The sequence below is a fragment of the Aliivibrio finisterrensis genome (assembly GCF_008933155.1).
GTDB lineage: Bacteria > Pseudomonadota > Gammaproteobacteria > Enterobacterales > Vibrionaceae > Aliivibrio > Aliivibrio finisterrensis.
Window position 1 is genome coordinate 1 of sequence record NZ_WBVP01000017.1, and the last position, 22,873, is coordinate 22,873.

Below are 22,873 nucleotides of genomic sequence, written 5' to 3' on the forward strand. Positions count from 1 at the left end.
TATATCCATAATCAGCATCTAAAATTTAATACAAATAAATGAGCCTAGAGAAAGATATAAAATGAAAGCCCAGTAGGGCTTTCAATCAACAATGTTACTTCGCCAATGTTAAGGTTACTTTCCCTAGTGACAATGACGGTACTAGCGCAAGTGATGGCGGTTTGTAATCGATCAAATCCTTTAGTTTGTCATTCCAAATAATGAGCGCTTCCAGTTTCTCATCAAAGTAATCATATCTGTCATAGTGCTTAGAACTTACATCTTGTAATGCATGATTTTGTAACCTGTCTCGTGTTTGCTTATCGATCCGACAGGCTCCCATTAATGTTTTACATGTGCGTCTCAAGTCTCTTGGCGAAAAATGTGCCATCTGTTTTTCTTCACGATAACGAGTTATTGAGCGACCAAATGAGCTGGTAAGTGCATGACGAGTTGCATCATTAGGATTTGGAAACATATATTTACCATCGCCACTTAACTCATATTGATTAAGTAAAGCTTGATATGCCAATTCATTTAGTGGCACCGTATGCTCCCTATTATTTTTTGATAATCCTTGTTCAATAATAATAAATCTCTCTTTCCAATTTACATTGGACCATGACAGCGTAATGATTTCATATGGACGCTGCCCTCCGAGATAAATACATAGTTGAGCTAAATTGCGGAAATCTTTCCCCATATTAAAAGAACCATAATCACTATTTAAATCAATCAGAAATCTCTTTAATTCATCCCAATCTAAAAAGCGTTCGCCTACTCGCTCAGCATTTTTTTGCCTAGGAATAGGATTTACAGGATTAAATTTAATATCAAATGTCGAATGTAATGAAAAATATCGAGGATCATTGTCAAACTTCATACCATGATTGAATGCTGCCATTATATAACTGCGCACACGGTTACTTACAGTCTCACCACCACGCTGAATAATTTTACTGATCACAAATTTGATTTGATTTGTTGTTACATCACAAGCTTTTGTGTCTGATGAGATATATGGATAAAACTCTTTTTCTAGGCTAACTAATACCGCTTTATAAGTACGTTTACCATCAATTTTCATCCGCTCAGTATAACTATGAAAAAGCTCTTTTAATGTCCCCTTCTCATTATGTTCATCTTCAATCTTTTTCTCTTCAATCGCTAGTTGCTCGATATGTTTTTTAGGATCTTTACCCTGCATTAATAAGGCAGAAAATTCCTGCATTTTTTCTCTTGCTTCAACTAAAGTCATGCCATTAGTGCGAGATCTAAATAAACCCAGAGAGATGAACCTCTCTTTTCTTTGTTGATAATAACGAAAAACAAATTGCTTTTTACCCGAAGGCAAAACTTTCACACCTAGCCTTCCAGTTCCTCTTTGACCAGATTGATCCCATAGATAGTAAGATGAGGACTTATTTACAGCGGATTGAATTTGGGTTGCTGTTAACATCGTTAAATTTCCCTTGTTGTTTTCAGCAAAAGTACCGTCAATTTGAAAAAGACATAATGAGATACTAGCCAGAAACCATGTTGACAAAATATCATCTGAATCAAGAAACACTTATTTCTGGTCAGATAATGGGTCAGACAAGAGGGAATTTGAGTAACATTTTATGAAACGCAATGAAATGCAAAATAAAAATAACTCATTGATTGTAATGAATTTTGCATAACAATGAACGTCTATGAAAATGAATCTTTTCGGACTCATAATCGTTCGGTCCCCAGTTCAAATCTGGGAGGGGCCACCAAATTAGAAAAGGCTGATAAGTATTTTTACTTGTCAGCCTTTTTTCTTTTTTAATTTATCTTCTTTTTCTTGATGATGAATAAATAGCCCACCAAGAGTAAAAATATAGATAATTCTATTGCTGCCCTCATCAGTCCTGAAGTACATACGGCAGCAATAATCAATGCAATAACAATCGCTAATAATCCTTTTTTATTCATATACTCCATCCTAGAAATTATTCGAATACTATTATTCAAGATCTCTCGTTCAATGAAAAATAGCAAATAGCACTATCAAAGAACCAATTGCACTATCAATGGTTCACAAATAAGCATTAATTATTTGGATATTCAATAAAGCTACCTATACTGATTGATAATTGCTTTGATCATGGAGCTATCAATTCAATGAAGCCAGCGTCTATTTCCTTAGCAACAAACTTAGGATACACCTTTGATAATGGTCTTAGACCTTTTGGTTTGGTTGGTATGCCGAGTTTAGATTTAAATCAAAATGAAGAGTAATTAACCGACAATAACGGAGCAGCCTTTAAGTTTGGGTTTGGTGTTGAATACACACCAAAAGTATTAGGTGGCGTTCAAATTCGAGCAGCTTATGATATAGATATGTATGCGGTGGAATATGAGCCAACGAATGGGTATTACTCAGAGACCAATCTCTATGCATTAAACTCTTTATATCTTGGGCTTCTTATACGTTTTAGTCACAAAATGGAGCATTGGTATCTCAACCTTTGCTGTTATTCTTAATAAACGAATAAAATATTTTTTCCCTCTCTGCTTTTATTTCTTTCTTGATATACACTTCCAGACATTCAATATTTACTAATAACAATAAAGGTTAACTATGTACAATTTAGCCAATAATCTTGAGCGCAACGCCACTTTTCGTCCAAACAATATCGCTTTAATCCTTCAAGATCAGAAAATTACTTATCAAGAATTAAATCAAAAAGTGAACGCCATTGCGGATCATCTAAGTCTGTTAAATATTAAACCAAACGAAAAAATCGCCCTCTCTTGCCCTAATACGCCAGAATTCGTTATTGCCTATTATGCGGTTCAAAAAATAGGTGCTGTTGTTGTTCCTTTAAATGTCATGCTAAAAGGCGAAGAAGTGGCTTACCACTTAAAAGACTCTGATGCCGTAGCTCTGATTTCATATCAAGGTTCTGATGCAATGCCTATCGGCCAATTTGGTTACGAAGGCTACACAAAAGCCGATTTTTGTGAACACTTTATCCTTATCGAAACCACACCAAACTCTCAAAAACCGACAGCTGCGCACTCTTTCAATCAATGGTTAGAAACAGGCAGAAAAACCTTTGAAACTGTATATCGTTCTGCTGAAGACAGTTGTGTAATTCTATACACATCAGGAACAACCGGGGCTGCAAAAGGGGCTGAATTAAGCCAAAGTAACATGCTATGTAATGCACAGGCTTGCCAAGCATTAACCAATCAAAAGGGCACTGATATTAGTATTGCTATACTTCCTCTTTTCCATACTTTTGGTCAATCACTGATAATGAACACCTCTATCCTTGCTGGTAGCGCTTTAGTTCTTATTCCTCGCTTTGTACCGAAGACGGTAATTCAACAGATACATGAGCATAAGGTGACACAGTTAGCGGGGGTTCCAACCATGTTTATCGGTCTATTAGCTTATGCAGAAAAACACCCAGGCGCTTATCTTAAAGAAATAGCACAAACTCTGAAGGTAGCAATCTCAGGTGGTGCCTCCATGCCTGTAGAAATATTAAAGCAATTTGAAGAGAAGCTACAAGTACCGGTTATTGAAGGTTACGGTTTATCAGAATCTTCACCTGTTGCTGCATTTAATCATCTAGAGTTTGAACGTAAGCCGGGAAGCATTGGACAACCATTACCTGGTGTAACGATGAAAGTAGTAGATAAAAATGGTCAGGAGGTTCCAATTGGCCAAGAAGGCGAATTAGTTATTCGTGGCCATAATGTAATGAAAGGTTATTACAAAAAACCACAAGACACAGCGAAAACAATTGTAGATGGCTGGCTTCATACCGGTGATATTGTTCGCTTCGATGATGAAGGCTATATCTATGTCGTTGACCGTTTAAAAGAATTAATTATTAGCGGTGGCTACAATATTTACCCAAGAGAAGTAGAAGAAGTATATATGAAGCACCCTTCAGTTCACCTTGTTGCTGTTATTGGTGTTGAGCATCCTCGTTTTGGCGAAGAGGTTAAAGCATTTGTGATTTTAAAAGAGGGTCACTCTATTTCAGAAAAAGAGTTAATCAAGTGGAGTAAAGAACAGCTAGCTGATTATAAATGTCCTAAACATCTTGCTATTGTTGAAGCACTGCCAATGACAGCGACAGGAAAAATCTTAAAAAGAATGCTGAAATAAACATCACAACTTCGCAAGTATATTCCCATAATAAAAATAAGGTATATACTTGCAAGTATTCATTTCATTACTGGACAAATATTATGTCAAAAAAAACAGACAATGGTATTTGGTTTGCTTATATCGCAAGCCTACTAACTCCAATTACTCTTATGGCTTCAGGTATTGTTGCGATTATTTATGCCGGCTACCAAATGAATAAAGGCACTAATGATGAAGTTATCGATAGTCATTACTACGCGATCATTAAAAGCTTTTTCCTTTTTCTTACATTTTTCGTTGTTTTAGCAGTAACGGCTGCAACAATGAGTGGTATGGCTGCAGGTCTCGATTATTGGGTAGACAGTTCTGTCCTTGATAAAGTTTATGCTGCAATTCCAATTGTTGGTGCAGTAATCTCTGTTCTTGCTATTGGTACTTGGTTCGTTAAATTAGCTAAAGGTATGCAAAAACTTAAAGCATATCAACCAATTGAAAATCAATAATATAAAGGTGCTTAATGCGCCTTTTTTATTTTGAGTAATAAAATAAATATTTGCCAAAGATCATACTAACTAGAAAGTGATCTTCACGGGTTTTGCTGTTAGAATTTGCGTCAAAATAGATAGAAACTTACGAAAAGACATGTTCGAAATTATGTCGAGTAATGTAAATTTGTTTTTAATATTGCGATTAAAGTACAAATTGTTTACCTGAATCAATAATCCATTACTCTTTTCGAGCTAAAATACAGGTAATTATTGAATTTCAATGCTTAGCTATCGTGTTTTATGAAGAACAAACTGTTGTAATTTTTCAACACTTCAAACATTGGCTGAGCATTACTGCGTTTATCATTTTAAATATACTCATCTGGAGAGATTTCTCACATGAAAAAGACCAAAATCGTTTGTACGATCGGCCCAAAAACTGAATCTGTTGAAAAACTAACTGAACTAGCCAATGCTGGCATGAACGTTATGCGCCTAAACTTCTCACACGGCGACTTCGCAGAACACGGCCAACGTATTGATAACGTACGTCAAGTAATGAAAAACACTGGCAAGCAGCTTGCTATTCTTCTTGATACTAAAGGTCCTGAGATCCGTACAATCAAACTAGAAAACGGCGACGATGTTGCTCTAGTTGCAGGTCAAGACTTCACATTCACAACAGATACTTCTGTTGTTGGTAACAAAGACGTTGTTGCTGTTACTTACCCAGGTTTTGCTAAAGATCTTGAAGTTGGTAACACTATCCTTGTTGATGACGGTCTAATCGAAATGGAAGTTGTTGCGACAACTGAAACTGAAGTTAAATGTAAAGTTCTTAATAACGGTGACCTGGGCGAAAACAAAGGTGTTAACCTTCCTGGTGTTTCTGTTCAACTTCCTGCTCTTTCTGAAAAAGATAAAGCTGACCTTAAATTTGGTTGTGAGCAAGGTGTTGATTTCGTTGCTGCTTCTTTCATCCGTAAAGAAGAAGACGTTAAAGAAATCCGTGAACTTCTTGTTGCTAATGGCGGCGAGAACATTCAAATTATCTCTAAGATCGAAAACCAAGAAGGCGTTGATAACTTCGATTCAATCCTAGAAGCTTCTGACGGTATCATGGTTGCTCGTGGCGATCTTGGTGTTGAAATCCCAGTAGAAGAAGTAATCTTCGCTCAGAAGATGATGATCGAGAAATGTAACCGTGCACGTAAAGTTGTAATCACTGCAACTCAAATGCTTGATTCTATGATCAAAAACCCACGTCCAACACGCGCAGAAGCGGGTGATGTTGCGAACGCAATCATGGATGGTACAGATGCAGTAATGCTTTCTGGTGAATCAGCTAAAGGTAAATACCCTGTTGAAGCGGTAACTATCATGGCTCAAATCTGTGCTCGTACAGATTCGGCACTAAAAGCAGAGCTAGGCTCTCGTCTAGACAGCCCACGCCTACGTATTACTGAAGCTGTATGTAAAGGTGCAGTAGATACAGCAGAGAAACTAAACGCTCCTGTTATCGTTGTTGCTACTGAAGCGGGTAAATCAGCTCGTTCAATCCGTAAATACTTCCCAACAGCTAAAATCATCGCTGTAACGACTAATACTAAGACAGCTGCACAGCTTTGTCTTTCTAAAGGTATTACACCAATGGTTGTTGATTCTATCGACAGCACTGATGCATTCTACCTACGCGGTAAAGAACTAGCTCTTGAGTCTGGTATTGGCGCCAAAGGCGACATCGTTGTTATGGTTTCTGGTGCTCTAGTACCATCAGGCACAACAAACACAGCATCGGTACACGTATTATAATTCATCTGAATTTATAATCGGTTATACGACATTCGATAAAAGAGGGCTTAGGCCCTCTTTTTTTATGAAATTTTATTGGCAGAAAAGATACAATACGCTATACTCAACGAGCCATTAACAGAACTAAAGATGGTATATTTCATTCTTGGTCATCAATTATATTTATAAGCCAAGTTGACATCATTCATTGCAATCACGATTTAGAAAGAGAGTAGCGAAGTGTCTAGCCCAACCCTTACTGATAAAGTATCAAAAATGATCCACCAAGATATTCTTAATGGTGATCTGCACCCTGGTCAAAAATTAGTTGTTGCCGAATTAAAAGAACGCTACAGCGTTGGCGCATCTCCAATCCGCGAAGCACTTGTTCAATTATCTTGGAATAAATACGTAAAGCTACAACCTCAAAAAGGCTGTTGGGTTGCTGCGATTTCATCAGAAGAACTAAAAGAATTATTCGAAGGTTTGTCTGTTGTTGGTAAGGTTCTACTGTCAAAAGCCATCAACAATGGTGATGAAGTGTGGGAGCTAAGTGTTCTTACGACTTTCCATAAATTAAGCAAAGTAAATCTAGCTGAACCGTCATTAGAAGTTATGCTTGAATGGGAAGAGCGATATTCAGCATTTCATAGTACCCTTCTTGAGGGAGCTAATGCGCCAATTATGCACCAATTCCACCAAGAGTTAACAAACCAGATTAAACGCTACCACCACCTTCAAAGTAACTATAACCAAGCGTGTAAGGAATATACTGCTATCCTAAAAGAGCATGAAAGTATTATGAAACTGGCATTAGCTCGTAATGAAGATCAAGCGATTGAATTACTAGAAAAGCACTATGCCACTACCATGGATTTATTATCAGGCTCATTTGAAGCCTAACATTCATTTGTGACTAAAATAGAAAACCAGACGCTATCGTCTGGTTTTTTTTGTTTTATACTATATCTATTTATAACTCGGATATTACCAACCAAAAAACTCTTTATTGTGAGTACCTATCAGCAATACCATTAATAAAAAATAAATCGCACTCAGTTGAAACCCTAAAATAGCCAAACTACCCACAGTAAGCCTTACTAAAAAGTCAGTAAACATAGAAACCTCACATCATACTTAGCCTGTTGAACTCTCCTTTTTATGCTTTCATACCAACGATGAGTTGATATTAGTATCCTACTACAGACTTATTTATTGATGAAAGTAAGTATAGACAAACTTAGACTTTAGTCTAATGAGTAAATCGTAAACTTAGGCTAAATCAGCCACGCTTGTACAGACTGATACTTTATTTCTTCCATTCGCTTTTGACTCGTACAAAGCAAGATCTGCGCACTTGTAAGCGTTTTCTCTAGAGTGATTAATGTCCGTTAAACCTCCGCTAATGGTTACTTGGTACTCATCTAAACGAGAAACGGCAATACGAAGTCGGTTAATGACCATGTCTGCATCTTTTAATTCCGTATGCGGCATGATAATCGCAAATTCTTCACCACCTATTCGAGCCACAAAGTCAGTTTCTCGGCTGCCATCTTTCAATACTCTGGCAACCAACCTAATGACTTCATCACCAATTTCATGTCCAAGAGTATCATTAATACGTTTAAACCAATCAATATCTAAAATGGCTAAACAGCATTGGTGCACAGGGTAATAACGATTGGTTAATAGCATCTGATTTTCTAATTCAAATTCAAATTTACGTCGATTCCAGCAATCAGAAAGTGAATCTTTTTCACTTAGATAACGTAGCTCTTTTTCTAATAGTTTTCGCTGTGTAATATCAATATAAGAAATAATATAATACTGAACTTCGTTTCTTTTGTTCATAACTGATTGCATTCTAACTAATAAACTTAGTTCTTCTTGGTTCTTACCTAATACGTCAATTTCACCTTGCCACGCTCCAAGTTCTTCCACTTGTTTCCAATTATTCAGTCTTTTCTGAAATTGTTCACAGTTTGACACCAATACATCAAAAGTACTTTTCCCTATAGAATCATCTGATGTAAAACCAGAAATTGAAGTGAATGCCGTATTTACTTTAAGAATACGCTGATGTTTATCGGTGATAACAACTGCTGACATTCCCTCCAATGCCGATTTTGCTAACTGGCTATCTAGGTTTGACCTATCCCATAACGTTAATAAAATACCCAGAGGGATAACAATTAAGCCGAGCAATAGAAAAACAATGGCAGCCTCTTCTACCACCTCTACTTTTAGGTAATAAAAAGAGTTTTCAAGCGCCTTCTCAGGATAACAAAGTAAAAAATAAGCGCCTTTATTAGGGTATCTTTTATCAATAGAAAAACGATAAAAAGAATAAATGCTACCGTTTAAATAAGTGCTGCCAACTTGCACCTCTGAAATGATATTCCACAGTTCTGGTTTTTCTTCTTTTAGTGTTTTGTCTTCTCTACCATTAACTAAATGGCCAAATATCTCTTCAGGTTTATCACTTAAAAGATAATAACCATCTTGATTAACAATAGAAGGTGAGATACTAAGTGTTGGTGAAAACCTTACGACATTAACGATACTAGAATCACTTAACTCAGCTAATACATACCCCTTTCTTACACCGGAGATATCAATAGGGATAGATATCTGCATCATTGGTTTATATATTCCTGAGCTTGCTAATTTATGATTAAGAATAACCCCTTCAGAGAAAATACGCCCTTCAGGTAGCTGGGTAAGTGTCTTTAAGTGTAAATCGGTTACTGCTTGCTCACCGGTTATCTGTTTTATGGTTTTTCCAGTATTCGCATCATAAGTAAATGAAAATAAACTGCCTCCATTCTCATTGACTAACTCCAGCCTCGAAAAGAACTTTTCAACCTCCATAAGACGAAGCCAAGAGGATTCAACCGCTTGCTGAACACGTAAGGAAGGGTATAAAAAATAATCATATAAAGGACGACTTTTAGAAACGAGATCTAATGTGTTAGCTATACGATTAGAAAGTTCATTGAATTCATGATGGCTATAAGCCAATTGTCGAGTCGATTCTTTTTTGATTTGCTCAATAACAACTGTTTTTTTCTTCAGGAAATCATTATAAAAAAACAGTGCTGTTATTATAGATAAACACAAATATAGACATGCGGAATACACTGTTATTTTTACTTTCTTATTATGCATATATTATTCCATACAATCACTTTACAACTTTCCATTCCATGTAGCTTCATAGCATTAACAATAAAGCCTTCTTGTATGATAAAAGAAGGCTTTATTAAACAATGGTAACTAAATAAGGGAAACAATTACAGGGTTACACCCTTAGTGATTTTTCTCCACGAGCAATGCCTACTACGCCACTTCTTGCTACCTCAACGACTTCAGTTACCTCTGCGACGGCCGTAATAAATGCATCGAGTTTCTCTGACGTTCCAGCAAGCTGAATGGTATATAGAGAACTGGTTACATCAACAATCTGTCCACGAAAAATATCTGCTGTACGTTTTACTTCAGCTCTTGCAAAACCACTGGCTTTCACTTTAACCAATAATAACTCTCGCTCAACATGTTCAGTTTCCGTCACTTCTTGAACTTTAATTACATCAATTAATTTATGTAATTGTTTCTGGATCTGTTCAAGTTCCATTGCATCACTTGCTGTCGTAATATTTAAGCGAGAAAGCGTTGGATCTTCTGTTGGTGATACGGTTAACGATTCAATGTTATAACCACGCTGAGAAAATAAGCCAACAACACGTGATAAAGAACCCGGTTCATTCTCTAATAATAGTGAAATAATATGTCTCATTAGGTTCTCTCCGTTTTGCTTAACCACATATTATCCATTGCTTCACCTTTGATCTGCATCGGATATACGTGCTCTGTTTCATCTACATTTATATCAACAAACACCAACCGTTCTGTTAATGACAGCGCCTTCTCTAATCCAGATTCAAGCTCATCTGGATGGTTGATTCGAATACCAATATGGCCATAAGCTTCTGCAATCGCAGCAAAATCAGGTACTGATGTCATGTAAGAATTAGAGTGACGACCTTGATAGATGATATCTTGCCATTGCTTAACCATGCCTAAGAAACGGTTATTTAAGTTGATAATTTTAACTGGGATACCATATTGCAATGCTGTTGATAGCTCTTGAATGTTCATCTGAATGCTGCCATCACCAGTGACACACACAACCACTTCATCAGGGTGAGTAAACTTCACTCCTAGTGCGGCTGGTAAGCCAAAACCCATGGTGCCAAGGCCACCAGAGTTAATCCAACGACGCGGCTTATTAAATGGGTAATATAACGCAGCAAACATTTGGTGCTGACCAACATCAGACGCGACATAAGCATCACCATTCGTTAGTCGATGTAAGGTTTCAATGACTTGTTGAGGCTTAATACGGTCAGGTGAGATATCATAAGATAAGCATTTTTTATCTTGCCATACTGAAATTTCTTTCCACCATTGATCTAAAGCTGCCTCATCATTACTTCCACCTTGCTCAACAAGCAATTTCAGCATCGACTCTAAAACGGCTTCTGCCGAGCCAACAATAGGCACATCAACTCGGACATTTTTAGAAATAGATGAAGGGTCAATATCAATATGCATGATAGTGGCATCAGGACAATATTTTTCTAAATTATTGGTTGTTCTATCATCAAAGCGCACTCCGACACCAAAAATTAGATCAGCGTTGTGCATCGCCATATTGGCTTCATAGGTACCGTGCATACCTAGCATGCCTAATGCATTTTTATGAGTACCAGGAAAAGCACCCAAGCCCATAAGCGTACTGACTACAGGTAAATTAAGTGATTCTGCTAATTTAATAACGTGTTGTTCTGCTGATGAGATAACAGCACCACCACCAATATACAGCACTGGTTTTTTTGCAGCTAAAAGGGTTTTAAGGCCTTTTTTAACCTGACCTTTATGTCCTGTTGTCGTTGGATTATAAGATCGCAATGACATCGACGTCGGGTATTGATAAGGGAATTTAAACGCAGGGCTCATGACATCCTTTGGGATATCAATAACAACAGGTCCAGGACGGCCTGTTGAAGCAATATAAAATGCTTTTTTTATAATTTCAGGAATGTCTTCGGCTTTTCTAACTAAAAAGCTATGTTTAACTATCGGGCGAGAAACACCTACCATGTCACACTCTTGAAAAGCGTCAGTGCCAATCATGTTGTTTGGTACGTTTCCAGAAAGCACAATCATCGGAATAGAATCCATATAGGCGGTTGCTATTCCTGTAATCGTATTGGTTGCACCAGGGCCTGAACAAACAAGAACCACACCCGGTTTACCTGTTGCTCGAGCAAATCCATCAGCCATGTGCGTAGCTGCTTGCTCATGTCTTACCAACACATGCTGAATATCCTCAGATTTCATGTGTAGTGCATCATAAATATCTAGCACTGAGCCACCAGGGTAACCAAAAATGTGCTCAACACCTTCATCAATCAGAGACTGTACGATCATCTCTGCGCCAGATAACATTTCCATATTTATCTCCCGACATTTAAACCCTCGACTTATACGAAATGAATTATCGATAAGTTAATGGTTTACATAGTTAGGGCTTATTTTTAGCCTAAACCGATATTAATTAAATTAAAATCCTATGTAGATAACAGTTATTGATAACAAAAAACCACCATCACGAAACAACTTTAACCTTTTATTAGCACTTTGGTCTAGAGGTGTTTTATTAAAATCATCGATATATTTAACGTTGAAGACTAAAGCTCTGATTTTATATAAAATAAAATAGATGAAGTGGTATTTTTTTATATAAAAAAACCAGCCTATATAAGACTGGTATCTTTTATTATCCAGAAGGGCAAAGATTAGTTATGATTTATCTTTCTTCCCTTTTTGATCTTGTTTCTCATCGTACATTTCTTCAATCTCGTCTTGATAACGCTCACTGATCACTTTACGACGTAGTTTTTGAGTTGGCGTTAGTTCGCCTTTGTCCATCGAAAATTCTTTAGACAACAAAGTAAACTTTTTAACTTGTTCAAAACGAGCTAATTCTTTTTGTAAATTTGCTACGCGTTTTTCAAGCATCTCTACGATTTCACTGTGTTTTATTAGTTCCATGCGGTCATGGTAAGCAATATTTAGTTCTTTCGCGTACTCTTCTAGAGCGTCATAGCAAGGAACAATAAGTGCAGATACAAATTTGCGAGTGTCGGCAATGACGGCAATTTGTTCAATGAAGTGATCTTTGCCAATCGCCCCTTCAATCACTTGTGGTGCAATATATTTACCACCAGACGTTTTCATTAACTCTTTAATTCTGTCAGTGATATATAAGTTACCTTCTGCGTCAAACTCACCTGCATCACCGGTTTTTAAGAAGCCATCTTCAGTAAAGTTCTTTTCTGTCTCTTCAGGTTTATTGTAGTAGCCTTTCATCACCATTGGACCACGAACAAGAATTTCACTGCTCTCACCAATTTTAACTTCAGCACCAGGCATTAATGTTCCGATAGAATCTGGATGAAATTTACCATCCTCCCAACACGATATTGTAGCGGTCGTCTCTGTCATGCCATAACCTAACTTCACATTCACCCCTAGCGCATGAAAGAAACGTCCAATTGTCGCATCTAACTTTGCACCACCACATGGCATAAAGTTGATCTTACCACCTAAAATCATGCGTAGTTTTGACAATACTAGTTTATCTGCAATCTTATGTGATTGTTTAAGTAGCCATGATGGCTCACGTTGCTCTTGCTGACATGCTGACATTTTAGCCCCCATGTTTACAGCCCAAGTGAACATCACTTTTCGATGAGCGGGTGCACGAGATACTTTTTCATGAACCGTCGAGAAAATCTTTTCATAAAAACGAGGAACAGCACACATTACTGTTGGTTTTACTTCAATCAACGCTTCTTTGATTAAGTTTGTATTTGGTAGGTAGCAATTTGTTGCGCCTTTATAAAGCACATAGAACGTCCATGCACGCTCAAACACATGAGATAAAGGTAAAAAACACAGTGACACATCTTTTTCTGTTAATGCTAAATTTGTGTTATGCCCCTCTAGCTGTGAACCGACATTAATATAATCTAACATCACGCCTTTTGGCTCACCGGTTGTACCTGAGGTATAAATCAATGTCAGTAAATCATCCATTTCAGCGCTATCTAGACGAGCTTGAAGCTCCTCTTTATGTATATCATCAGCTTTAGAAACAAAATCATTCCACGAGATACCCGCTTGATGATCATTTAAATCAATATCATCACTCAATGCTACAATATGAGTCAATTGAGGGCATTGCTCAAAGATAACCACGGCGGCATTATATTGAGCTTGTTCACCAACAAATAAAATACGAATATCAGCGTCATTTATAATGTAGGCCGCTTGAGTTGGTGTATTTGTTGGGTAAATAGGTACAGGTACAGAACGCAATTGCATCGTTGCAAAGTCGGCAACCGTCCAACGAGGCATATTATTTGAAAATATCCCTACCTTTTCTTGTACTTTCAATCCATGAGCTAATAGGGCTAATGATAATGTATCCATTTGCTCACCAAATTGCCCCCAAGTAATATCACTCCACGCTTCGCACTCAGTATCAATTAAAATACTGCACTTACGTTCACGCAATGCGGTAGTATTTGGCTTATTAGCAATATGTTGGCGGATCTCTTTTACAATATGTGGGTTTTGGATAGTCATCTCGAATTCACCTTTAGGCTTACACTTGTAAGCTATAATCTGCACAAAGTGTACAATTGGTGGCAAAAAAGGCAACTGTTTCTCTGTATAAAATGTAAGTATTGTTGTGTGAAACCCATTTCACGAGTGTGCTATTAACAATTTAATTATTTAAAAGCTACATTTCATTTATATCGTATGAGCACCGACAAAAAAGGCAGTATAAATACACTGCCTAAAACACTTATACTATTTCTAATAACGTAAACTAAAACATCATTCCTTTACTTGATGCTACGACTTCTTCACCACAAATAAGCATTAGTTGATCACGCATCCAAATATGCCCTTTGTCCTTTTGGAATGAATCGTGCCAGCTTAAGTAACCACTGATACTTTTTGATTCTAATGGCAAGTCAATAATCGATAACTGAGCACGATTTGGCATTGAGTTTGCTAGCCATCGTGGTGCTATGGTAATCAACTCTGATTGAGACACGACATAAAGAATATTGCTGATACTCGCCCCTTTATAAACTTGCTCATAAATTGGGTCCATGTAAATATGATCGGCAAAACCTTTGGTATTTTCAAGACGAGCTGGCACCGCATGTTTCTCACTCGCTAATTGTTCTTTTGTTATGCTTCCTTGGATTCGAGGATGATTTACAGAGGTTACAACCACAAGTTCATCAGTAAATAACTCGGTACTCATGTATCCCGGCTGATCAAAGTGCACATAATCAATAACGAAATCGACTTCTTGGTAACGTAATTTTTGAGCGATATCAGATTCATGCTCACCAGATAGCTTAAGGTTTATATAAGGCGCTTTTTGTTGAATCTCTCGCATAAGACTCGGAGCAAAACGAATATCCGATGGACTGCAAATGGAGAGTTTAAATTGTCTTACTGAAGTTTCAGGGGAGAATGTAGAGCTTGGCAATTCATTTTTTACTAATTGTAATGCCTGGCGCATTGGAGCAAATAGTTGACGAGCTCGTTGTGTCGGTTGTATGCCTCTTCCATGACGAATAAATAACTCATCATTAAACATCACTTTTAATCGAGAAACCGCATTACTTACTGCTGGTTGTGACATTCCTAAATTGCGAGCCGCACGTGTAATATTTTGCTCTTGCATCACAGCATCAAATACAGTCAATAGATTCAAATCGACACTTCGCAGCACTTGTTCTGAACTGACACTATTTCCTGCCATATCTCCAAGCATTGGGGTGATTTTTGGCGTATTCATTATGTTTCTCTCAATCGGCAGTGAATCAATTAATTCAAAAAATTAATAGCTAAAGAATAAGTGGCTACGCTTATTATTGTTATGTTTGAACTATTTATCGTATATATGTTAGCCAACTCAGGGACATCATTACTGAATAGATTTACAAAATCTATAGCATGCAAAATATTTTAATTTTAATTTATGCTTAATTTAACTTAATTACAGCTAACCCTCTATAAAACAAGGACCTGATAAAAAATATAAAATAACCTAAAAACGCGTTAAATCCGTTTGTTCTTACAATAAGTACAAAAAAGCCATGTTATACAACATGGCTCAAATAATAAGACGGTTATTTAAGGTATTAAAAAAGCGCAGAGATACGATTTAAATCTGACTGAATAGCTCCGGCTGTTACCGCTCTTCCTGCCCCAGGACCTCGGATAACTAATGGGTTATCTTTATACCATTTACTTTCAATAGCAAAGATATTATCGCAAGGTAATAAATTTGCTAAAGCATGATATTCAGACAAGGCTTCAATGCCTACTGTCGCACTGCCATCTTTATTTAAACGAGCAACATAACGTAATACTTTCTGTTCTTTTTTGGCTTTTTCTAAGCGTTCGAGCAACTCTATATTAATGAGTTCTCCTTTTGATAAGAAATCGTCTAAGCTGACTTCTTTTAATTCAGTGGGCACTAAAGATTCGACTTTCACTTGAGTCGGTTCAATTTTTAACCCTGCCTCTCGAGCTAAGATAACTAGCTTTCTCATGACATCAGAACCATCTAAATCGTTCCTTGGATCTGGTTCAGTCAATCCTTGTTGCCATGCGAGATCAACTAACTCTGTAAACGGTACATCACCATTATACTGCTGAAATAACCAAGATAAGGTGCCTGAAAAAATACCGGATAACGCAAGGATCTCATCACCACTTTCTCGTAGATCTCTTACTGTATGATTAATCGGAAGGCCTGCGCCTACGGTTGCATTATATAACCAATGACGGCCAGTTTTAGCAAATGCATCAATCACCGCTTGATATTCATCACTTGGTGCCGAGCCTGCAACTTTATTGGCCGAAATAAGATGAATACCTTGCTCTGCAATTTTTGTATATTGCTGTGATAGCTCGGCACTTGCTGTGACATCTAATACCACCACATCATCGTAACCCTGTATTGCACCAAGCTGTTCTATCCAAGAAAATTCTTGATAAGCAATTGCTTCATCATCAAAACGTTTCGTTATCGCAGCGCTCTCTAATCCATCAAAATCCAGCCAATGGCGGTGACGGTCAATTACGCCAACAAGAGAAAACTGCATCCCATGACGCTTTTCAAGATTACGTTTTTGTTCAGTAAACAAAGATAACCATTGAGACCCAATGTTGCCATGCCCACATAAAACCAGTGCAACCCGCTTCTGAGCCTGAAATAAATGCGTATGAATGCCATTGATCACAGGCGTAGTATCTAGCGTGCGTAATATCGCCACCAAACTTAACCCAGATTCTGATTCGCACACAAACTCAAGTGGACAGTTTTTTAGCTGATGATAGAAACCATGGCTATGAATAGCATTGCTTGTCACGCCAGCCCCAACGGCAGCGATCATCGAATAGCCTTCTTTGAGTTTAATCTCAGCATGAACGGCTGAGCTCTGTAATACGTCTAATGCTTCATTAACGACTTCTGAGGTATAAGCAAGTAATAATGTAAATTGATCCGCTTGTGCTTCTAAAGCCAAAGGCTGAAGCTGAGAGCGAGTAAGAAGGGAAAGGACCTCTTGTTTTGCACGTTCAAAATCTTGCCCTCGCCCAAAGCCTAATTGAATTAAGTACACTTCTTCAAGTGACGTAACAATTTTAGCTCCACGCCCTGAAGCTAATACTCGCTCAATTCTAGTCGAACCAGATTCTGGTTGATAACTGCAGCGTAAACTTAAATCAAGCGCACTCTGAGCAACAGGTTGCAATGTTCGACTGTGCAATACAGGAGCAGCTAACCGAGCTAACTCACTCGCTTCATCTAAACGAAGTAATGGCAATAAACACGCATCTTCGACTTTACGAGGATCAGCACTAAATACCCCAGCTACATCGCTCCAAATGGTAACGCGAGAAACTTCAGCTAATGCGCCTATGACGGTTGCTGAATAGTCAGAACCATTACGACCAAGCAGAACGGTTTCTCCTTTTTGATCGCAAGCCATAAACCCGGTTATCACAATACGTCCATGAGGATGCTGAGCAATTTTCTCTTTGAATAATGGCCAAGAATGTGTGCGATCGACCTCTGGCTGAGCAGCTCGCTCTGCGCGTAAAAAAGTACGAGAATCGAGCGGAGTAGCTTGTAGATCAATTTGATTTAAATACGCAGAAAGCAGTCGAGATGACCATACCTCACCATGCCCAAGAACATCGGCCTGTTGAACGTCAGTTAATGGCGCGTGCAATTGACCAATAGCAATCAGTTCTTTATGCAGTAGTTCAAGTAATGGTTCCGCATTATTAGCGCTAAGTAATTCTGAAATCAGCTCTTGTTGGTACTTGCGTAAAGACTCTAAGACTTCATGCGCTAATCGGCCATCTTTTGATAGTGCCTCAAACCATTCTAAAATTCGGTTCGTTGTATTACCCGCAGCAGAGACAACCACTAAATCATGATCATGAGAATATTCTTTTAATATGGTAGCGACACGACGGTAACACTCCGGATCAGCAAGGCTACTACCACCAAATTTATGTAACTGGCGCGTAACGACTCCTGTCATTATTTCACTCCTGCTGCTACAAGGAAGGCTTGTTTAAGATCAGCAATCAGATCTCGGCTGTCTTCTAATCCAACGGAAATACGTAATAGTGTTGGAGCCAATCCGGCTTCTGCTTGCGCTTCATCAGACATCGCTCTATGGGTCATGGTACCCGGATGGGCAATGAGACTTTCTACTCCACCAAGTGATTCAGCTAAAGAGAAATATTTAAGCTCTTTTACAAACGCTTTTAGTTGCTCTAATGACCCATTAAGCTCAAAGCTTAACATTGCACCAAATCCTGCTTGTTGGCGTTTAGCAATATCATGGCCTGGATGTTCAGGTAAACTTGGGTGATAAATTGTGCCTACTAATGCTTCCTCTTGAAGACACTTAAGCACCTCCATTGCATTCTCTTCATGCACTCGCATACGCGCACCTAAGGTACGAATACCACGTAAGGTTAAGTAGCTATCAAATGCAGTGCCTGTTGCACCAATGCAATTCCCCCACCATGCGAGATCATCTGCGTGCGCTTGTGTTTTTGCGATTAATACGCCACCAACAACATCAGAATGACCATTAATGTATTTAGTTGTCGAGTGAAGGACAAAGTCAGCACCAAGCGTTAAAGGTTGCTGTAAGACAGGAGAAAGGAAAGTGTTATCAACAGCAACTAAAGCACCTACTTTTGCGGCTTTTTGACAAATTTCAGCAATATCTACCACTCGAACTAATGGATTAGAAGGGGTCTCTAATAAAATAAGTTTAGGCTTTTTTGCAATGGCGGCATCTAAAGCCTTAGTATCCGATTGATCAACAAATAAGGTTTGGAAGTCACCTTTATTAGCGCGAGTGTTAAATAAGCGATACGTTCCACCATAACAGTCATGAGGGGCAACAATAAGATCATCAGGACCAAGCAGAGCTGAAACCATTAGATTAAGAGCTGAAGTACCGCAGTTTGTCACAACCGCACCAGCACCACACTCTAAATCAGATAAGGTGGTCTCTAGTTGTGTTCGAGTTGGGTTTCCTGAGCGAGCATAATCGTACTTTGGTACATCACCAAATTCAGGGAAGCTGTAGTTAGTTGATAAGTAGATAGGAGGCACAACCGCATTATGTTGTGAATCGCTTTCAATGCCAGTACGAACTGCAATAGTTGCCGGTTTTCTCTCGCTCATAATTTCCCTTCCAAACTGCTAAGCAGTGGTATAATCTAATCCATAAGTTATATTCTTCTACTTTACCACCACAAAATGAGACGTCAATACTTCTAGACGTCTATATATCTTTGCTTATAGCCGTAAATATCGCTAGAATTAGAGACTCTAACTCAACATCAATAATTCTGAACGAAGGTGAACAATGGCTGATTGGAATGGTGACTATTTAAGTCCTTATGCCGAACATGGTAAAAAAAGCGAACAAGTAAAAAAAATTACTGTTTCTATTCCAACAAAGGTACTGCAAATCCTTACTGATGAACGTACGCGTCGCCAAGTAAGTAACCTACGTCACGCAACTAATAGTGAACTATTATGTGAGGCTTTCCTGCACGCTTATACAGGCCAACCTTTACCAACGGATGAAGATTTGCGTAAAGACCGTCCTGATGATATTCCTGCAGAAGCAAAAGCATTAATGACCGCAATGGGCATCGAATTCGAAGCCTTTGACGACGAGTAAATATTGAATCTTTCTAGCCAATAAGGTCTACTGTTGGCTAGATCACATTCCCTGTTTTTCCTTTATTTCTTTATTTCCCTCTTTTCTTAATTAATTCCAATTTCAAAATATCTTTCTACGTGCGCCTTATCTCATAAATATATTCAAGCACTCCTACCAAATGTGATTATCGTCAATAGACGACCTGTACCCAAATTTTCTCCTCCCTAGCTCTACGCCCTATTCTTTATAAAAAAAGAATGAGTTAAACATTGTGATTTCTTTTTAATCTATCTCTCGTCAACTGAATTGAATGCTTATTAAACCGCCCTACACTGCCTTGGTTAAATAAACATTCTTAAATAAAAATATCCTGTTAAAGGAAAAGGGATTTAAGATGAAAATGAACAAATATACTTTGCTTGCTGCAACAGTCTCTGCCGCTCTACTTGCTCCAACCGCTTCTGCTGTTGATTTTAATGGTTACATGCGTGCTGGTACGGGCATCAGCGGTAACGGTGATGGTGATCTGTCATTTGAAAAAAATAAATTAGGTCGCTTGGGCAATGAAAATGACAACTACTCTGAGTTTGGTTTTGCACAAGACCTAGAAACTGGCGAACAGACGTGGCGCTTAGAGTCAATGATTGCATCTGGCGTTGATGGCTCTAATGGCTGGGAAGATGGCGATTTCAATGTTGCTCAGTTTGCAGTAAAAGCGAAAGGCGTTTTAGAGTTTGATAAAGAGGCTACGCTTTGGGCTGGTAAAACTTACTATCAACGTAAAGATATTCATATCACAGATTTCTACTTCTTAAACACATCAGGCACTGGTGGTGGTGTTGAAAACATCTCTGTAGGTGACCAAAAATTCTCGATTGCATTAATGCAAGATAATGGTTCTCAAAAAAGTGATACGGATAAAGAGTGGGTACTAAAACCAGGAGGTAACCCTGGAGATCAAGCTGATTATGAGGAAAAATATAAATCAGAAGATGTAAATGCCTACATTCTTGATATGCGTTTAGCAAACATAAACCTTTGGGCTGACGCTTCTTTAGAAGTGGCTGCCGCATATAACTTTGCAACCGCTGGCGATGATCAAAACCTAAAAGCCGATGATGGTGTTTTGCTATCTGCAATCTTACAACAAGGTTTAAGCAATGGCTTTAACCAAACAGTTGTTCAATTTGGTACCAGTTCTTACGGTGCTCAAATGGCAAGTTTAGGTGCCGGTGCTTGGTTCGACCGTTCTGGAGATAATAATGATGTAACAGGTTATCGCTTAATTAACTGGGGTGTAATAAGCTTTGGTCAATCGTGGGAAATGGGACATCAAGCGCTATATGCAAATTCTGATTATGATCAAGGAACTCACTCATTAGCCTCTGTTGTTGTTCGTCCTATGTACAAATGGAACGACACAATGCGCACTATTTTTGAAGCAGGTTACTTCACTGAAACACTTGCTGATGATACAGATAAAGCGGGTAGCAAATTAACGGTAGCACAAGCATGGGCAATGGGAGATAGCTTCTGGGCTCGTCCTGAAATCCGTGTTTACGGTTCATACATTACAGACGACGAAGGTACAACCTTTGGTGAAAAAGGCGATGGTGAATACGTTGCTGGTATCCAAGTTGAAGCTTGGTGGTAATCAGATCTTTTAACTAACCCCCAACAAAAAAGGCTTCTTCATCAAGCGATGTTAGAAGCCTTTTTATGGTTACAAAAATATCAAAAGCGAACTACGCTTCCATATACCCTTCTGGGATTTCAATACGAGCTACGCCTGAATCAACGGCGGCCTGCGCTACCGCTTTAGCAACACGAGGAAGTAGACGAGGATCCATTGGTTTAGGAATAATGTAACCTTTACCAAACTCTAGTGCATCAACCCCTGCGGCTTTTAATACTTCGGCAGGTACAGGCTCTTTTGTTAATTGACGAATCGCTTCAACTGCAGCTAACTTCATCTCATCGTTAATCACGCTTGCACGCACATCGAGTGCACCACGGAAAATGAATGGGAAACAAAGCACATTGTTTACTTGGTTTGGATAATCTGAACGACCCGTACCCATGATTAAATCATCACGAACCTCATGAGCAAGTTCAGGTTTAATTTCAGGATCTGGGTTTGAACATGCAAATACAATGGGCTTGTCTGCCATTAATTTTAACGCTTCAGGTGGTAATAGGTTTGGACCTGATACCCCTAAGAATAAATCTGCACCTTCAATAACATCTTCAAGCGTGCGCTTATCCGTGTTATTAGCAAAACGTTGTTTGTATTCATTAATATCATCACGACGAGTGTGAATTACGCCTTTACGATCTAGCATGTAGATCTTCTCACGCATTGCACCACACTTAATTAATAGCTCCATACAAGCTACTGCTGCTGCACCAGCACCGAGACAAACGATGATCGCATCTTCCAATTTCTTACCTTGTAGCTCAATCGCATTCAGCAAGCCTGCTGCTGTTACAATCGCAGTACCATGTTGATCATCATGGAATACAGGTACATCACAACGTTCAATCAGGCGACGTTCAATCTCAAAACAATCAGGTGCTTTGATATCTTCTAGGTTGATACCACCAAAAGTATCTGCGATGTTCGCAACCGTATCAACAAACTCATCGATAGTGCGGTGTTTTACTTCGATATCAATAGAATCCAAACCAGCAAAGCGTTTGAAAAGCAGTGATTTACCTTCCATAACAGGCTTTGAAGCCAAAGGACCTAAGTTACCTAAACCAAGAATAGCAGTGCCGTTTGAGATAACTGCAACCATGTTGCCTTTTGATGTGTACTTATAAACATCGTCTGGGTTCTTTGCGATTTCACGTACTGGTTCAGCAACGCCTGGGCTATACGCCAAAGCTAGGTCTTCTGCAGTATTTGCAGGCTTCGTCAGTGCTATTTCAATTTTACCCGGAGTTGGGTAAGCGTGATAATGGAGAGCTTGTTCGCGAAAGTCGTCAGACATGATGTTTTCCTGAATGCTAATAATTATAAGAGGATTGTTTCAAAACAGTGAATTATATAATAGTTGATCTAATTCAAACTTCATAGTATTGGCATACACATCGTACCAACAAGAATG

At 38.4% G+C, this 22,873-nt stretch carries 16 protein-coding genes; 6 read left to right on the forward strand and 10 right to left on the reverse strand.

Translation table 11 applies throughout. The features are described 5' to 3' along the window. Nucleotides 1–94: 94 nt before the first annotated feature. Both F8B77_RS13800 and F8B77_RS13805 read right to left on the reverse strand, forming a co-directional pair. On the reverse strand, nt 95–1,438 hold the full coding sequence (locus tag F8B77_RS13800) for a tyrosine-type recombinase/integrase (protein WP_151655865.1): 1,344 nt from the start codon (nt 1,436–1,438) through the stop codon (nt 95–97). Nucleotides 1,439–1,788: 350 nt separating this feature from the next. After that, nucleotides 1,789–1,938 (reverse strand): hypothetical protein, encoded by a 150-nt coding sequence (locus tag F8B77_RS13805; protein WP_151655867.1) that lies wholly within the window; start codon nt 1,936–1,938, stop codon nt 1,789–1,791. 649 nt (nt 1,939–2,587) lie between these two features. Here F8B77_RS13805 and F8B77_RS13815 point away from each other — a divergent pair. The 4 genes from F8B77_RS13815 to F8B77_RS13830 all read left to right on the forward strand — a co-directional run bounded on the left by F8B77_RS13815 (nt 2,588) and on the right by F8B77_RS13830 (nt 7,296). After that, entirely contained in the window at nt 2,588–4,132 is a 1,545-nt protein-coding gene (locus F8B77_RS13815; protein ID WP_151655869.1) for a long-chain-fatty-acid--CoA ligase, read from the forward strand. 83 nt (nt 4,133–4,215) lie between these two features. Continuing rightward, nucleotides 4,216–4,617 (forward strand): hypothetical protein, encoded by a 402-nt coding sequence (locus tag F8B77_RS13820; RefSeq protein WP_130047163.1) that lies wholly within the window; start codon nt 4,216–4,218, stop codon nt 4,615–4,617. Between the two features lie 384 nt (nt 4,618–5,001). Next, complete coding sequence (gene pykF, locus F8B77_RS13825; RefSeq protein WP_130043919.1) at nt 5,002–6,414, forward strand: pyruvate kinase PykF; 1,413 nt, start codon at nt 5,002–5,004, stop codon at nt 6,412–6,414. Nucleotides 6,415–6,633: 219 nt separating this feature from the next. Then, nucleotides 6,634–7,296: a GntR family transcriptional regulator gene (locus F8B77_RS13830; protein ID WP_151655871.1), complete on the forward strand. Its 663-nt coding sequence runs from the start codon at nt 6,634–6,636 to the stop codon at nt 7,294–7,296. Nucleotides 7,297–7,665: 369 nt separating this feature from the next. Here F8B77_RS13830 and F8B77_RS13840 read toward each other — a convergent pair whose 3' ends face one another. From F8B77_RS13840 to F8B77_RS13870, 7 genes are all read right to left on the reverse strand, one after another. Next, nucleotides 7,666–9,561: a sensor domain-containing diguanylate cyclase gene (locus F8B77_RS13840; RefSeq protein WP_151655874.1), complete on the reverse strand. Its 1,896-nt coding sequence runs from the start codon at nt 9,559–9,561 to the stop codon at nt 7,666–7,668. 133 nt (nt 9,562–9,694) lie between these two features. Next, entirely contained in the window at nt 9,695–10,189 is a 495-nt protein-coding gene (gene ilvN, locus F8B77_RS13845) for an acetolactate synthase small subunit (protein WP_151655876.1), read from the reverse strand. Next, on the reverse strand, nt 10,189–11,910 hold the full coding sequence (locus F8B77_RS13850; RefSeq protein ID WP_151655878.1) for an acetolactate synthase 3 large subunit: 1,722 nt from the start codon (nt 11,908–11,910) through the stop codon (nt 10,189–10,191). The genes ilvN and F8B77_RS13850 overlap by 1 nt, the downstream gene beginning before the upstream one ends. A gap of 348 nt (nt 11,911–12,258) precedes the next feature. Continuing rightward, complete coding sequence (locus F8B77_RS13855) at nt 12,259–14,109, reverse strand: AMP-dependent synthetase/ligase (RefSeq protein WP_151655880.1); 1,851 nt, start codon at nt 14,107–14,109, stop codon at nt 12,259–12,261. 247 nt (nt 14,110–14,356) lie between these two features. Continuing rightward, on the reverse strand, nt 14,357–15,346 hold the full coding sequence (leuO, locus tag F8B77_RS13860; protein ID WP_151655882.1) for a transcriptional regulator LeuO: 990 nt from the start codon (nt 15,344–15,346) through the stop codon (nt 14,357–14,359). A 346-nt stretch (nt 15,347–15,692) separates the two neighbouring features. After that, nucleotides 15,693–18,110 (reverse strand): bifunctional aspartate kinase/homoserine dehydrogenase II, encoded by a 2,418-nt coding sequence (locus F8B77_RS13865; protein WP_151655885.1) that lies wholly within the window; start codon nt 18,108–18,110, stop codon nt 15,693–15,695. Further along, nucleotides 18,110–19,276: an O-succinylhomoserine (thiol)-lyase gene (locus tag F8B77_RS13870; RefSeq protein WP_151655887.1), complete on the reverse strand. Its 1,167-nt coding sequence runs from the start codon at nt 19,274–19,276 to the stop codon at nt 18,110–18,112. Before F8B77_RS13870 ends, F8B77_RS13865 begins: the two co-directional genes overlap by 1 nt. Nucleotides 19,277–19,460: 184 nt before the next feature. On the opposite strand from F8B77_RS13870, the gene metJ reads away from it, so the two are divergent. Further along, nucleotides 19,461–19,781 carry a met regulon transcriptional regulator MetJ gene (gene metJ / locus F8B77_RS13875; RefSeq protein ID WP_045101132.1) on the forward strand — a complete coding sequence of 107 codons (321 nt, stop codon included), beginning with the start codon at nt 19,461–19,463 and terminating at the stop codon, nt 19,779–19,781. A 382-nt stretch (nt 19,782–20,163) separates the two neighbouring features. Continuing rightward, nucleotides 20,164–21,417 carry a maltoporin LamB gene (lamB, locus tag F8B77_RS13880; RefSeq protein WP_151655973.1) on the forward strand — a complete coding sequence of 418 codons (1,254 nt, stop codon included), beginning with the start codon at nt 20,164–20,166 and terminating at the stop codon, nt 21,415–21,417. A gap of 91 nt (nt 21,418–21,508) precedes the next feature. Here lamB and F8B77_RS13885 read toward each other — a convergent pair whose 3' ends face one another. Then, complete coding sequence (locus tag F8B77_RS13885) at nt 21,509–22,756, reverse strand: malic enzyme-like NAD(P)-binding protein (RefSeq protein ID WP_151655889.1); 1,248 nt, start codon at nt 22,754–22,756, stop codon at nt 21,509–21,511. Nucleotides 22,757–22,873: the final 117 nt, after the last annotated feature.